This is a genomic window from Limnohabitans sp. 2KL-3 (assembly GCF_001269405.1).
Taxonomy (GTDB): domain Bacteria; phylum Pseudomonadota; class Gammaproteobacteria; order Burkholderiales; family Burkholderiaceae_C; genus Limnohabitans_A.
Genome location: NZ_CXON01000021.1, coordinates 1 through 13,841 on the forward strand (window position 1 = coordinate 1; position 13,841 = coordinate 13,841).

Annotated in this window: 11 protein-coding genes, 1 tRNA gene and 1 pseudogene; 8 read left to right on the forward strand and 5 right to left on the reverse strand. The window is 56.4% G+C overall.

Annotated elements, in window-relative coordinates; all coding sequences use genetic code 11:
• Window positions 1–459: 459 nt before the first annotated feature.
• The 5 genes and pseudogenes from AMM41_RS22490 to AMM41_RS18340 form a co-directional block, all read left to right on the forward strand.
• Window positions 460–924 (forward strand): annotated as a pseudogene (locus AMM41_RS22490) (7TM-DISM domain-containing protein); the annotation flags it as partial.
• 228 nt (window positions 925–1,152) lie between these two features.
• Entirely contained in the window at window positions 1,153–2,367 is a 1,215-nt protein-coding gene (locus AMM41_RS22310) for a sensor histidine kinase (RefSeq protein ID WP_228769351.1), read from the forward strand.
• A complete protein-coding gene (locus AMM41_RS18325) occupies window positions 2,364–3,059 on the forward strand; it encodes a response regulator transcription factor (RefSeq protein ID WP_194944862.1) in 696 nt (231 codons plus the stop codon). The genes AMM41_RS22310 and AMM41_RS18325 overlap by 4 nt, the downstream gene beginning before the upstream one ends.
• Before the next feature lie 231 nt (window positions 3,060–3,290).
• The gene (locus tag AMM41_RS18335; protein WP_089962792.1) at window positions 3,291–5,246 is read left to right on the forward strand and encodes a sensor histidine kinase; all 1,956 of its coding nucleotides are present in this window, start codon (window positions 3,291–3,293) and stop codon (window positions 5,244–5,246) included.
• Between the two features lie 5 nt (window positions 5,247–5,251).
• Window positions 5,252–5,950, forward strand: coding sequence for a response regulator transcription factor (locus AMM41_RS18340; RefSeq protein WP_158273256.1), 699 nt, complete (start codon window positions 5,252–5,254; stop codon window positions 5,948–5,950).
• Between the two features lie 126 nt (window positions 5,951–6,076).
• Here AMM41_RS18340 and AMM41_RS18345 read toward each other — a convergent pair.
• The 3 genes from AMM41_RS18345 to AMM41_RS18355 form a co-directional block, all read right to left on the reverse strand.
• Window positions 6,077–6,153, reverse strand: a tRNA-Val gene (locus tag AMM41_RS18345).
• A gap of 76 nt (window positions 6,154–6,229) precedes the next feature.
• The gene (locus tag AMM41_RS18350) at window positions 6,230–8,479 is read right to left on the reverse strand and encodes a RelA/SpoT family protein (RefSeq protein ID WP_089962925.1); all 2,250 of its coding nucleotides are present in this window, start codon (window positions 8,477–8,479) and stop codon (window positions 6,230–6,232) included.
• 58 nt (window positions 8,480–8,537) lie between these two features.
• The gene (locus tag AMM41_RS18355) at window positions 8,538–9,476 is read right to left on the reverse strand and encodes an alpha/beta fold hydrolase (RefSeq protein WP_089962799.1); all 939 of its coding nucleotides are present in this window, start codon (window positions 9,474–9,476) and stop codon (window positions 8,538–8,540) included.
• Window positions 9,477–9,586: 110 nt separating this feature from the next.
• Here AMM41_RS18355 and AMM41_RS18360 point away from each other — a divergent pair, with 110 nt between their 5' ends.
• From AMM41_RS18360 to AMM41_RS18370, 3 genes are read left to right on the forward strand one after another with little or no spacing between them, the layout of a single operon-like run.
• Window positions 9,587–10,357, forward strand: coding sequence for a 3-hydroxybutyrate dehydrogenase (locus AMM41_RS18360; protein WP_089962801.1), 771 nt, complete (start codon window positions 9,587–9,589; stop codon window positions 10,355–10,357).
• A gap of 4 nt (window positions 10,358–10,361) precedes the next feature.
• A complete protein-coding gene (gene ompR, locus AMM41_RS18365; protein WP_089962804.1) occupies window positions 10,362–11,090 on the forward strand; it encodes an osmolarity response regulator transcription factor OmpR in 729 nt (242 codons plus the stop codon).
• On the forward strand, window positions 11,087–12,469 hold the full coding sequence (locus AMM41_RS18370) for an ATP-binding protein (RefSeq protein ID WP_089962808.1): 1,383 nt from the start codon (window positions 11,087–11,089) through the stop codon (window positions 12,467–12,469). The genes ompR and AMM41_RS18370 overlap by 4 nt, the downstream gene beginning before the upstream one ends.
• Before the next feature lie 43 nt (window positions 12,470–12,512).
• Here the strand turns inward: AMM41_RS18370 and ispF are convergent, their stop codons facing one another.
• Both ispF and ispD read right to left on the reverse strand, forming a co-directional pair.
• Window positions 12,513–12,995 carry a 2-C-methyl-D-erythritol 2,4-cyclodiphosphate synthase gene (gene ispF, locus AMM41_RS18375; protein WP_089962928.1) on the reverse strand — a complete coding sequence of 161 codons (483 nt, stop codon included), beginning with the start codon at window positions 12,993–12,995 and terminating at the stop codon, window positions 12,513–12,515.
• An 8-nt stretch (window positions 12,996–13,003) separates the two neighbouring features.
• Window positions 13,004–13,717: a 2-C-methyl-D-erythritol 4-phosphate cytidylyltransferase gene (gene ispD / locus AMM41_RS18380; RefSeq protein ID WP_089962810.1), complete on the reverse strand. Its 714-nt coding sequence runs from the start codon at window positions 13,715–13,717 to the stop codon at window positions 13,004–13,006.
• Between the last annotated feature and the right edge of the window lie 124 nt (window positions 13,718–13,841).

The window sequence follows — 13,841 nt, forward strand, 5'->3', positions numbered from 1 at the left end:
TGGCCCGCATGTCGTTTTATCCACCAAAACAACGCATGCGATGTGTTTCAGGCTTCGCCTTCTCCCAGCCAGCTCGCCGCCACTCCCTGCCGAATCGAGTTCGCTTTACTGCGCACCGCCAGTTCGCCTCCGGTTGCTCTCCACCCCGCTTCGCAGCGACGCAGTTACCTTCGACTACGGGGCCTTGGCTTACCCCGACATGGACTCTCACCATGCTGTGTACGCGCCTTCACGGGCGCACTAGGAGCCCCGCCCTCGGGGCGATGGGTCGTGGTCTGCGAGGCTTTTCGCGGCGGAGGCGCCACTCCTACAAAAAATCCGCTATTACGAATTCAATGAATTGAATGAAATAAAAATCAAATGAATTGAATTTATCAAATCCAACAAAAACCAACAAGTCTGTTGTTACATTGATATCAGTTCAGCGTTGTGCTGACCTTGGAACGAGGTCGCCATCTTATGCCCATCAAGATTGACCGGACATTTTTTTTCAGAACAGTCCTGCTCTGGGTTTTGCTGCTTTTGCAAGCCTGCAGCGGTGTCGCTGATCGCTCGGGCGACAAAATTGAATTGATTGAGTCCAAATCATGGTGGGTGGACAAAGGCGGCCAGGCGCAATTGCATGAGGTCATGGCGGTGACCGATTGGCAAGAATTCAAAAACTGGAAAAGCTTTGGCTTTGGCAGCGAGGCGATTTGGCTGCGTGTCAAGTTGAAGGCGGCGCAAGAAGCTTCACCTGCGCCCTGGGTTGTGAGCGCTGGTCCCGTGTTTTTGGATCACTTGACGATTTTTGACCCGGCAGCGCAACTGGTGTTGAGGGGGGGAGACGCCATAGCGCCGACCAAGGAGGATTTGCAGTCTCTGAATTTCAGTTTCCAAATTCCAGCACTGGCGCAGGAACGCGACCTTTTTGTGCGCGTTGAAAGCTTGAGCACAAGGCCTGTATTTGTCGATGTTCAGCCCTTTCACGCCGCCATGATCGCCTTGAAAATGAATGATTCGCTTTGGGCTGTGCTGTTGGTTGTATCCACAGTCTTGGCACTTTGGGGTGTTTTGCAGTGGTGGCACACACGAGAAAAAGTCATCGGCGTTTACGCCATCAAACAATCGGTCACCACAGTTTGGTTGTTTTTCTTTTCGGGGTATGGACGCTTGTTTCTGGGGCCTTGGCTGGAACCTGACGTGCTGACGGCGATAGCAGCGGCTTTAGTTCCTTGTCTCATGGCCAGTATGTTGATATTCCTCAGCGTCTTGATTCAGACTTACAAACCTGCCAAATTTTGGTTATACCTTTCTTATGCGTTGGCAGTGCTGTTTGCCTTGATGCCCTTGGCACAACTTTTTGGGCTGACACGAGAGTCACTGAAGTTGTCCAATACCTTGGCCCCTGTAGCTTTGTTGGTATTGCTGATCAAAGCACTGAGCGCAGTGCCTTCAAAGGTCAACAATCCCATCAAGATTGAATATTTGGTGCTTTATATGCTGGTTTATGGTTTTTTGACCGCACTGGCTCCGATGACAAATTTAGGGCTCCTACAAGAACTACCTAACATCTTGAAGAGCTCTTTGCTCCATGTGATCTTGGACAGCACGATCATGTTTGCCCTGTTGCAAATCCGAGCCAGGGCTTTGCAGCGTGCACAACATGAATTGAGTCTGAAGCTGGTGAGCAGCACGCAACGCATTCAGGCAGAACAACGCTTGCGCGAGGATCAAAGCAAGCTTTTTTCGATGCTGGCACATGAAATAAAAACACCTCTGGCCACGCTCAGCATGTGGATGGAAACAGGCACCCTGAGCCCAAGCAAGATTTCCAGGTCGATATCGGACATGAATCTCATCCTTGAGAGAAGCGTGCAATCAGGGCAACTGGCCGACCAATCTTTGCAACCCGCCACGGAGCATCTGGATGCCAAGGCGATCACCCAGGCCTGTGTTCAGTGGTGCAGAACACCTGATCTTGTGGATGGGGTCTGCCCAGAGGGCCCGGCCTACCTGACAGGAGACGCCCACATGTTGCAGATCGTGCTGAGTAACTTGCTGGACAACGCGTGCAAGTATGGCCAGTCAACGGAACGGATTTCACTTGAACTAACGCCTTGGCTGCTCAATGAGCGCCCAGGTTGGCGCTGGCGCATCAGCAACTCGATCAGCCCGGGTGACGCTCCCGAGGCGAATCGTTTGTTTGAAAAATACTACCGCAGCCCGCAGGCGCGTCGTCAATCTGGATCGGGCTTGGGCTTGTTCCTGGTCAAGGGTTTGGTGGATTTGATGCAAGGCACCATCACTTGTGAGCTGAAAGATGAGCGCGTGACCTTTGAGATTTGGCTTCCTTCACAAGCGCCATGGCCGAGGATCAGCCCATGAAGTCGTGTCCATTGAAAATTTTGGTGGTCGAAGACAACGAAGACTTGTTGCAAGCCACTTTGGTTTTTTTTCAGCAACAGGGACACACGGCCCGTGGGGTCATCATGGCAGAGGAGATCAACGATGCTTGCCATGATTTCTTACCGGATGTGTACGTGATAGACGTGAACCTGCCCGATGAGGATGGTTTGAGTTTGACGCGGCGAATACGAGACTTTCAACCCAGTGTGGGCATCGTGATCACGTCAGCCAGGTCACAAATTGGCGACAAGGTCTTGGGCTATGACAGTGGCGCAGACATCTACTTGACAAAACCTGTCCACCCCAAAGAACTGATGGCTGGCATTGAGTCTTTGGGCAAAAGAATGAGCAAAGCCCACCCCATACACGAACAATTGAGCTTGAAAGTTTCTCGGCGCGTTTTGACAGGATCGAACGGAAAGGTTGAACTGACAACAGGAGAGGCAGTGGTTTTGGCGGCCTTGGCGCGTGCGCCTGGCTTGAAGATGGAACGGTGGCAATTGATGGAGTTGATCGGCGCGGGTGGTGCTGTGGCAACACCCGCGTCACTGGAAATGCGGATTGCACGCCTGAGGAAAAAACTGGACCAAGTTGGTGCCGATGCACCTTCCATACAGTCGATTCACAAAACGGGTTATGTTTTGTGCCAGACTATCTTGCTGGAGAACTGAAACGGGGCAACCGTTAACCGCTTTACTTGATCACTTGGAGATTAATGAGTTAATTAAAATACAAATTTTTTTATAAATATAAAATTGTAATTAAAATTCTTACAAATCACTTTGATATTTTTGGACATTAAAATCAACACATAATTTAAGGCAATCAATATATAAACAAAAGTGTTGAAAAATATCAAATCATTTATTGTTTTATGTTTGTGTTGCCTCACCTTCGGGGCAATGGCCAAACCTCTGACTGCACAGACTCAACAGCTTGATCAGTCGGCCAAGGTCGAGTTTTTAGAAGACCCTAGCTTGACGCTGAATCTGCAAGATGTGCAGGCCATGAGCGATCGGTTCCAAACTTGGACATCGGTCGATGCAACATCCGCCCCCAGTTTTGGTTTCACCCCATCGGCCTATTGGCTCAGGTTCACCCTGCAACGTGAGCCAGATGCTCCCGCCCATTGGCTCTTGGAAATCCCTTATGCCAAACTTGACCAGTTAGATTTTTATCCCTCGAATGGCCAAGCGGTCTTGACCGGTGCCGGCCGTGATTTGGCAACACGACCTGTGTTTAGCCGTTTTTTTGTGTTCCCTCTTCAGGTGGGCGAAGAGCCGACGCAGGTTTATTTACGGGTGACTTCGCGTTATGCGCTCACGGTGCCCTTGACGGTTTGGGCACCCGATGCTTTCAAACGTGATGAACTCTTGACCGAGCTTTCGCAGTTCATGTATTTCGGGGGGCTGGCCATTTTGACTTTGTATGGCTCGATTCTGTTCATTGCCTTGCGCGACTCACGGTTTTTGTTTTTTGGGCTCTACACCTTGGTCCTTGGGCTCGGGATTTTTGCCGGCAACGGGTTCGGTCGTTTGGTGCTCTGGCCCTCGTCGCCTGCCTTTGACGATGTTTCTCAAAGTGCTTTTTTATGTTTGGCCGCTATTTTTTCAACCAAGTTCGCCCGAAAGTTCTTGGCCGTGCCCGGCATGACTCCGTGGATCTTGACGTTTATCCGTGGGTGTGAATGGCTGTTTGGAATCATCTTTGTTTTGATCGTGCTCCAGTTCGTCATGCAGCATGGCTTACCCAACGTCAACCAGTTGCTGTTCATCAACTCTTTTGTCATGGCCTGCCTGGTCAGCTGGGCCAGCTTGAGAGCCTATCGCCGCCAACAGCCGGGGATTCGGTTCTTTTTCTGGAGTTGGGCGATTTTGTGGTTTGGCGTGATGATTGCGGCTTTGCGTGTATTCGGAGTTTTGCCCAGCAATGTGCTCACCATGTACTCTGTTCAAATTGCCACCACATTTGAGACGGTGCTTTTGGCCATGGCCTTGGCCGATCAGCTGCGCCTGGATGTTTTGGCCCGACGAGAGGCGCAGCAAGAGGTCTTGGCGACCAAGCAACAGGTGCTGGAGATGACGCTGGATTCCGAGGCCAGGCTCAAACAAGCCGTGGCAAATCGCACGCAAGAACTGGAGGCGTCTTTGGCCACGGAAACGCTGTTGCGTGAACAATATGTGCGCTTTGGGGCCATGGTGGCCCATGAGTTTCGCACGCCCCTGGGCATCATTCAGACTCAAATGAGTGTGATGCGCAAGGAACTTGAGCGTGGCATCGATCAGATGGCTCAACGCATGCAGGCCATCCAAAGTGCCACAGAGCGTTTGTCGGTGATGTTTAACCGGTGGCTGGACAACTCTGCCATGATCAATGCGTCGTTCACTTTGTCAAAAAAACCGCAGATGTTGGAGACATGGTTGCAAGCGCAACTGCCCCAACTGCGGCACTTGACCGTGAACCACCGCCTGGACGTGCGTCTGAACGGCTCCAAGGCCAATGCCATGGTCGATGACGACCATTTGGGCCTGGTCTTGAGCAATTTGATGGACAACGCATGCAAGTATTCACCAGCTGGAACCCGTGTGACCCTTGAAGTGGTGCACAAACCGGATTTTGTCGGCATCTCCGTCAAAGACGAGGGGCGAGGCATTCCAGAGGACGCTCACGCCACGGTGTTTGCTGAGTTTTCGAGGTTGCCGCTGGTTGAGCAGATCCCGGGCGTGGGCTTGGGATTGGCGATGGTGCAGCGCATCATGCTGGCGCATGGCGGACACGTCACTTTGGACAGCAAGCCGGGCCAAGGTGCCACGTTTTGTATTTGGCTGCAAAGCTTGACAGTTTCAGGACAAGAATGAATTCCATGTTGAATGACACCCCAGTTCGTGTGTTGATCATTGAGGATGACCCGGCTTTGAGGGAGCCATTGGTCAGTTTTTTAATGCTCGAAGGCATGCAAGCCCAAGGGGTGGACAGTCTGGAGGCCGCTGACCATGCGATTCGGGGTCAAGAGTTGGATGTGCTGCTGCTGGACTTGGGCCTGCCCGATGGCAATGGCTTGACTTGGTTAAGCCATAGAACCGATTTGAGCGACAAAGGGGTGATCATCACCAGTGCTCGCAGCGATGCGCTGAGCCGCGTCAGTGGCATCAGGGCCGGGGCCGATATGTATTTGGTCAAACCGGTCTTGCCCGAAGAAATTGCTTCCTTGATTCACAATTTGATGAAGCGCTTGCGTGTTCAAAAGTCACAAGCTTGGGTGCTGGACACCAAGAGTTGGCAACTGCAGGCCCCGGATGGGAAAAAACTCAAATTAACCCACTCAGAGCATGCCTTGGTTCAGACTCTGGCCAAAGCCAGCGGGCGTGTGGTGACCAAAGAGACTTTGGCCACCGGTTTGGGGCATGTGCCAGAAATTTACGACTACCGCCGCCTGGAGGTCATCATTCGCCGTTTGCGCAACAAAGTGCGCGAGACTTTGGGTGTGACCTTGCCCCTAGAGACTGCGCATCGAATGGGGTATTCATTCACCGCAGACATCAGAGTGGGCCGAGTTGGATGATTCGAATCAATCACCCCAAATGGATGACGATTGGGCGAGTCACAGGAAAGTAGTTCATGGACCATCCATGAAATAAAAAAACCCGGTCAATCGATGATTGACCGGGTTTTTTAATCCTACCAAATTTGGTAGGCGCGACTAGATTCGAACTAGCGACCCCCACCATGTCAAGGTGGTGCTCTAACCAACTGAGCTACGCGCCTGTTGAAGCCTCAAATTATAGCGCCAAAAAACCGCTTTTTGAGACACCATGCAAAGAATGCACTGAAAAGTGTCACTTCATCGTCTTTTGGCGGCTCTGACCCCTTTGACGGCACGCACACTGACCAAAACTTTGCTCAAGCTGACCGCATCACCAATTTCGACGGTGAACGTCATCCACGCTGTGCCCTTGACGGACTGGGTTTGCACACCAATCACGTTCATCTTTTCTTTGGCAAAAACTTCCGAGATGTCGCGCAGCAATCCCTGCCGATCAAAGGCCTCTACGGCGACATCCACCGGGTAGACGGGGCCGTCTGCGCCTTTGCGCTCACCCCAACGTACGTCGATCACGCGCTCGCCGTTGCGTGACGCCAATTCGCGAAAGTTGCTGCAGTCCAGGCGGTGAATGCTCACGCCTTTGCCCCGGGTCACAAAGCCGCCAATGACATCAGGGGGTGCGGGTTTACAGCAGCGCGACAATTGGGTGAGCAAAGAATCCACGCCCACCACCAGCACACCCGAGGGCGATTTGCGGGCCACGGCACCTTTGAATTTCTTTTGCAAGTACTCGTCAGGTTCGAGCGCAGGTTCTGGGGGATTGAGCAAGACCTCGATGTTGCGCAGCGAGTATTCGTCTTTGCCCACCACCTCAAACAGGTGATCGGCTGTTTTGAAACCCAGCTGGCTGGCCAAATCATCCAAGCGAATGGCCGTGCGCCCCAAGCGTTGCAAGGCTTTTTCGACTGATTCGCGGCCACGGGCGATGGTTTCCTGGCTCACCTGGGCATTGAACCAGGCTCGCACCTTGGCCCGCGCCCTCGGACTGGCCAAAAAGCCCAGCTCAGGGTTGAGCCAGTCACGCGAGGGGCCGCCTTCTTTGATGGCGATGATGTCCACCGTTTGACCATTGGCCAAAGGGGTCGACAGCGGCACCATGACCCCGTCGACTTTGGCGCCCCGACAACGGTGCCCCAAATGGGTGTGAACTGTGTAGGCAAAGTCGATGGCGGTGGCGCCTTGCGGCAACTCGACCACGGCAGCGTCGGGCGTCAGCACATAGATACGGTCTTCAAACAAAGCGCTGCCGGATGCTTTTTCTTGCGCCGCACCCGACAAATCGCGCTCCCAAGCCAGCAACTGGCGCAGCACGGCGATTTTGGTGTCGTAAGCGCTGTTGGCCGACACCCCGGCATAGCCTTTGGCTCCGGCTTCTTTGTAAGCCCAGTGGGCGGCCACACCATGCTCGGCGTGCTCGTGCATGGCTTGGGTGCGAATTTGCACCTCAATCGGGCCGCCGTCTGTGTCGCGCACAACGGTGTGCAAAGACTGGTAGCCGTTGGCCTTGGGCTTGGCAATGTAGTCGTCAAACTCCTCCGGGATGGGGGCAAAGTGCTCGTGGACCCAGCTGAGCACTTGGTAGCAATCGGCCACTTGGGGCACCACCACGCGCAAGGCCCGAATGTCAAACACCCGGTCAAAGGCCAGCGATTTGCCACGCATTTTGCGCACGATGCTGTAGATGTGTTTGGGCCGTCCATCGACTTGGGCGGTGATGCCCTGCCCGGCCAAAGCTTGCTGCAGGCGTTCGCGCAGGGCCTGCATGTAACGCTCGCGTTCGGTGCGTTTTTCATCAAGCAGGCGGGCAATGTCTTTGTATGTGACCGGCTCTAAAAACCGGAAAGACAGGTCTTCCATCTCCCACTTGATCTGCCAAATGCCCAAGCGGTTGGCCAATGGGGCAAACACCTGCAAGGACTCGCTGGCCAAGGTGGGTGGCACGGGCAGTTTGGTGGCCGCGTAATGGCGCAAGGTCTGCAAACGCGAGGCCAGACGCAGCATGACGACCCGCAAGTCGCGGCTGAAGGCCAGCAGCATTTTGCGCACGTTTTCGGTCTGCACCTGCGGGCTCAAGGGCGTGTTGTCGGCCCCATGAAGATGAGATTCAGCGGCACGCGACAGGCGCTGCACATGCACCAGGTGATTGGTCTGTATGGCCAATTGCGCCAAATGCGGCCCAAACGCTTTGGCAATCACCTCTTCGGGTTTGTTCAGGTGGGGGCAGGTGTAAACCAAATAGGCAGCCGCTTGCATGGCCACCGAGCCGCCGATGTCCGACAAGATGGCGGCCATGGCATCGGCATGGGCGAGGATGTTTTCCCCGGTGTCGAGCCATCCACCCGAGATCAAGGGCTCGGCAAAAGCACGGGCTTTGGCCAGGGTTTCGCCTTGTTCGGCCTCAGCGGTGGCCAACATGACGGGGGGCAACTCGGCAGCTTGGACCCATGGAAGTGATGGCGCGACAACAGACGTGGCCGGGGCATGCATGCGCCCGGGTGAGGACATGGGGCTGGCCGAGTGGCTGATGGTGGGACTGACCATGGACTCAATCGCTCAACAAGAAAGAGGCCAATGCCCGAATTTGGTCTTCGCCGGTCAAAGTGAGGGCATGGCCAAAACCGGCCCATGTCTCCAAGCGAGCGTGTGGGCCGCGTTGGGTCATCTCGAGGGCCGTCTCGGGGGTCAACAAATCGGAGTCTTGACCACGGATGAGCAAGGTTTGCGCTTGAACTTGGTCGTACAAAGCCCACAAAGTGGCCTCACCCGCAGCGGCCATGTCGGGCGTCATGGCCCGCAAGGGCACGCCAATGGCCGGGTCGTAATGCAAGGTCAACCCCCCTTGGGTGCCTGGTCGGGTCATGTGCGACGACATTTCTCGCCAGACCTCGGGCAAGACTGGGCCAAAGCCTTGCGACAACGTCCACAACTGCGCAGCGGCTTCATCCAGATCGCGGTATTGGCCATATTGGCCCACATAGCTTTGCATGCGCTGCACCGAGGACCAGGTGATGGCCGGCCCCACATCGTTCAACACCAATCGGCGAATGGGGGCTGGCAAAGGCAAACCGGGCTGGCCACACAACACCAGGCCGATCAGCCCCCCCATGCTGGTGCCCACCCAGTCCAGGCTTTGCATGGGCAAGGCCCCGAGTTGCGCCTGCACCTGGCCCAGCATGGCCAGCATGTCGGCCGCATATTGGGGGATTTGGTAAAGCGCAGGGTTGTTCAACCACTCGCTTTGGCCGCGCCCGGCCACATCGGGGCAAATGACTTGCAGGGCTTCGGTGCTTTGGGCCACCAAGGCTTGCGCCAAGCGGTCGAAATCGCGCCCCTGACGTGTCAGGCCATGGGCACACACCAAGACCCGTTGCGCTTGCGCGTTGCCCCAGCGCCAATAGGCCATGCGGTGATGGCCTTCGGGGTGCGGGCAATCGACGAATTCAAGCTGAGGCTGATCATTAAGAGAAAGGTGTGTAGCGGTCATGACAATCGGAAACAATCTGGGAGCGTTGCAATTCAAACTGGGCTTTGGCAGCGCCATAATGGACTTTTGAACATCCTAATTCATCTTTCTCATCTTTCGGAGTAGACATCATGTTGCAAGGTAAAACAGCGTTGGTCACCGGTTCCACCAGCGGCATCGGTTTGGGCATTGCCAAGGCTTTGGCAAAACAAGGCGCCAACATTGTGCTCAACGGCTTTGGCGATTCACAGGGCCCTCAAGCTGAAATTGCCGCCTTGGGCGTCCAAGTGGCCTACCACGGTGCGGACATGAGCCAAGCCTCTGAAATCGAAGCCATGATGAAGTTCGCCGCCGACACCTTTGGTCGGGTGGACATTTTGGTCAACAACGCCGGCATTCAGCATGTGGCCAAAATCGAAGACTTTCCGGTGGAGCGATGGGACGCCATCATCGCCATCAACCTGACCAGCGCCTTCCACGCCACCCGCTTGGCACTGCCCGCCATGAAAGCGGCCAACTGGGGCCGAATCATCAACGTGGCTTCGGTTCATGGTCTGGTGGGTTCCGCAGAAAAATCGGCTTATGTGGCCGCCAAACACGGTGTGGTGGGTTTGACCAAGGTCACCGCCCTCGAAAACGCGACCACCGGCGTGACCTGCAACGCCATTTGCCCCGGCTGGGTGCTGACCCCGCTGGTACAAAAACAGGTCGACGCCAAAGCGGCGGCCATGGGTTTGTCCAACGAAGAGGCCAAAAAAGTCTTGCTGCAAGAAAAAGAGCCCTCGATGCAGTTCACCACACCCGAAGAGTTGGGTGATTTGGCGGTGTTTTTCTGTTCACCCACCGGCAACAACGTGCGCGGCGTAGCCTGGAACATGGACGGCGGCTGGGCAGCCCAGTAAGAGCATGAGCACTTCTGCACGTCTGGACAAAATTGTCATCGTGGACGATGACACCCGCATTCGTGATTTGTTGCGCCGATTTTTGTCGCAAGAAGGCTTTGACGTCTTGCAGGCCGAAGACGGCCGCGCCCTGGACCGCATTCTTCAGCGAGAAACCATCGACCTGATCGTTTTGGACCTGATGCTGCCCGGCGAAGATGGCCTGAGCATTTGCAAGCGACTGCGCAAAACCGGCACCAAAACACCGGTGATCATGTTGACCGCCAAGGGTGAAGACGAAGACCGCATCAGCGGCCTGGAAATTGGCGCGGATGACTACCTGGGCAAACCCTTCAACCCCCGGGAGTTGCTGGCCCGCATTCATGCGGTGCTGCGACGCCGCCCCGTCACTGAGCTGCCCGGCTCACCGTCCACCGAAGACGAGGTCATCACCTTCAGCAGCTTCAAGCTCGATCTGGGCGCACGCTCACTGAGCAAAGATGGCGTCGACATGCCCTTGACCACCGGGGAATTTGCCATGCTCAAGGCCCTGGCACGTCACCCCCGCCAATCTCTCACCCGAGACAAATTGGCCCAGCTGGCGCGAGGGCGTGAGTTTGAGCCCTTTGACCGCAGCCTCGATGTGCAGATTTCCCGACTGCGCAAAATGATCGAGCTGGACCCCGGCTCTCCCAAAATCATCCAGACCGTCTGGGGCGTGGGCTATGTGTTTGTCCCCGATGGTCAATCGTGATCGATGCGAGCCCCATTTCAGGTGAGTTGCCCGACTCCCTGAAGCCCCCACCCAGGCTCAAGCTGAGCCTGTTTTGGCGCACCTTCATTTTTTTGGCTTTGCTCATCTTGTTCAGCAGCTTGGCTTGGCTGCAAATGTTCAAGACCCAAGAATACGAGCCCCGCATTTTGCGCAACGCCCAACAGATTGCCACCGTGGTCAATTTGACCAAAACGGCGCTCATTCACACGGACGCCATTGCCCGGGTGTCCTTGCTCAAAACACTGGCCGACGAAGAGGACGTGCGCATTCAGATCCGCGAACCCCAAGACGCTGTGGATTCATTTGCCAACTCCGGCATGGAAGGGCAATTGGTCCAAGAAATGATCAAGCGTCTGGGGCCAGGCACCACCATTGCATCCCGTGTCAACGACGAAGAGGGCTTGTGGATCGGGTTTGACATTGAGCGAGACAGTTACTGGCTGCAAATGGACGCAGCCCGGCTCAAACCGCTGGGCGGCAGTGCATGGCTCATCTGGTTGAGTGTGACCTCCATCTTGTCCTTGTTGGGTGCGGCTGTGATGGCCGGACTGATCAACCGCCCGCTCAAGCGTTTGTCATATGCCGCCAGTCAGGTGCGTGAAGGCCATTTCAACACCTCCACGCTGGATGAAAGTGCGGCCACCAGCGAGATTCGGGAGGTCAACATCGGCTTTAACCGCATGGCCGAGCGCTTGGCCAAAATCGAAGCCGAGCGGGCCTTGATGCTGGCAGGCATCTCACACGACCTGCGCACCCCCTTGGCTCGACTGCGGCTCGAAACCGAATTGAGCGTGGCAGACCCACAAGCCCGCGAACTCATGGCCGCTGACATCGAGCAGTTGGACGAAATCATCGACAAGTTCCTTGACTACGCTCGCCCCGATGCCACGGATTTGGGGCCTGTTTTGCTCTCGGGTGTGATCAGCCGTTGCATTGCACCTTGGCGGCACAACCAACGCTTTGAAATCGCGGTCGATGTGAGCGAAGACCTGCATGTGCAAGCCGAAGCGGTCGAATTGGGCCGTGTGATGTCCAATTTGCTGGAAAACGCCCGCCGCTACGGCCAAAGCCCGAGCGACGGCATCACCCGTGTCGAAATCGTGGCCCGGGTCCATGACGGCTGGGTGCTGCTGCGCGTGCGCGACCAAGGCCCGGGCGTGTCCGAAGACACCCTCAAAAACCTCACCCAACCCTTTTACCGGGGCGACACCGCCCGCACCTCGGCCACCGGTTCGGGCTTGGGCCTGGCCATTGTCGAGCGCTCGGTGCAGCGCATGGGCGGTACGTTTTCGGTGTTCAACAACAGCGCAGGCGGCCTGATGGCGCTGATGAAATTCAGACAAGCTGCGGCGGAGTGATGGGCTGCGCCCCCAATGCGGTGGACAAACGGCGCGGGCGGGCTCAGCAGGCCTTGTGCAACAACGCCACGGCCCTCGCCTCCATGCTTTGGCCCATGCCCACGGGGCCGAGCTTTTCGGCGGTCTTGGCTTTCACGTTGACTTGATCGGTGGCAACGCCCAGGGCTTGGGCCACCGAAGCGTTGATCGCCGCCATGTGCGGCGCCAGCTTGGGAGCCTGGGCCACGATGGTGCTGTCCACATTCACCAATTCCCAACCACGCTCACGCACCCGGCGCATGGCCTCGGTCAGCAACACCGACGAATCAGCCCCCTTGAACTGCGCATCGGTGTCCGGAAAATGCCGTCCGATGTCGCCCAAACCCGCCGCGCCCAGCACCGCATCGGTGATGGCGTGCAGCAGCACATCGGCGTCTGAATGGCCCAGCAGGCCCGAGGTGTGGGGAATCTCGATGCCGCCCAAAATGAGCTTGCGCCCGGGCACCAGGGCATGGACGTCCCAGCCTTCACCGATTCTGAAATTCATGCCAGCGCTCATGTTCTGCTCCTGATGATGGCCTCGGCCAGCGCGAAATCGGCCGGGTAAGTGACTTTGAAATTCTGTGCCGAACCTTCCACCAAGCGCGGCTTCAAACCCAGCCGTTCGATGGCACTGGCCTCGTCGGTGATGCCTGCAAAACCACTGCCCGCCACATCGGCCAGCGCATCGTGCAGCACTTGCAAACGAAACATCTGCGGGGTTTGCGCGAGCCATTTGTGCTCTCGCGGCACCGTGGCCGCCACGCGCCCGCCCTCTTCGGTTTTGAGCGTGTCGGGCAAAGGCAGGGCCAGCAGGCCACCGACCTCGTCATCACGGCAAGTCTCGATCAAGCGGCTCACCGACTCGGGGGACACCAAACAACGCGCCGCGTCATGCACCAGCACCCAATCTTGCGGGTCAAGGCCTGCGGCCAACATGGCTTGCAGGCCGTTGAACACGCTCTCGGCACGGCTGGCACCGCCGCAAGCCAGACGCTTGAAACGCTGGGGCCAGCCTTGCTCGGCCCAGACATGGTCATCGCCGGGCGACAAAATCACCCAACCACTGGCCAGTTGCGGCACCTGCGCCAAAGCCTGCAGCGTGTGCATGACCATGGTCTGTCCGGCCACCTGTTGGTATTGCTTGGGTTGCACCGTGCCCGCACGGCTGCCCGTGCCCGCACAGGGGATGAGGGCGTGAAAACGCGTCGAGGTGCTGTGGTTGCTCATAGGCTGAGATTGTAGTTTTGCAGGTCTGGGGCTTCGGCCTCGGCATTGCCCACTGCGCCACAGGCCGAATGTCGGGGCTGAAGCCACCGACCTACAAATACCGAGGCTCCCCGTAGGTCGGCAG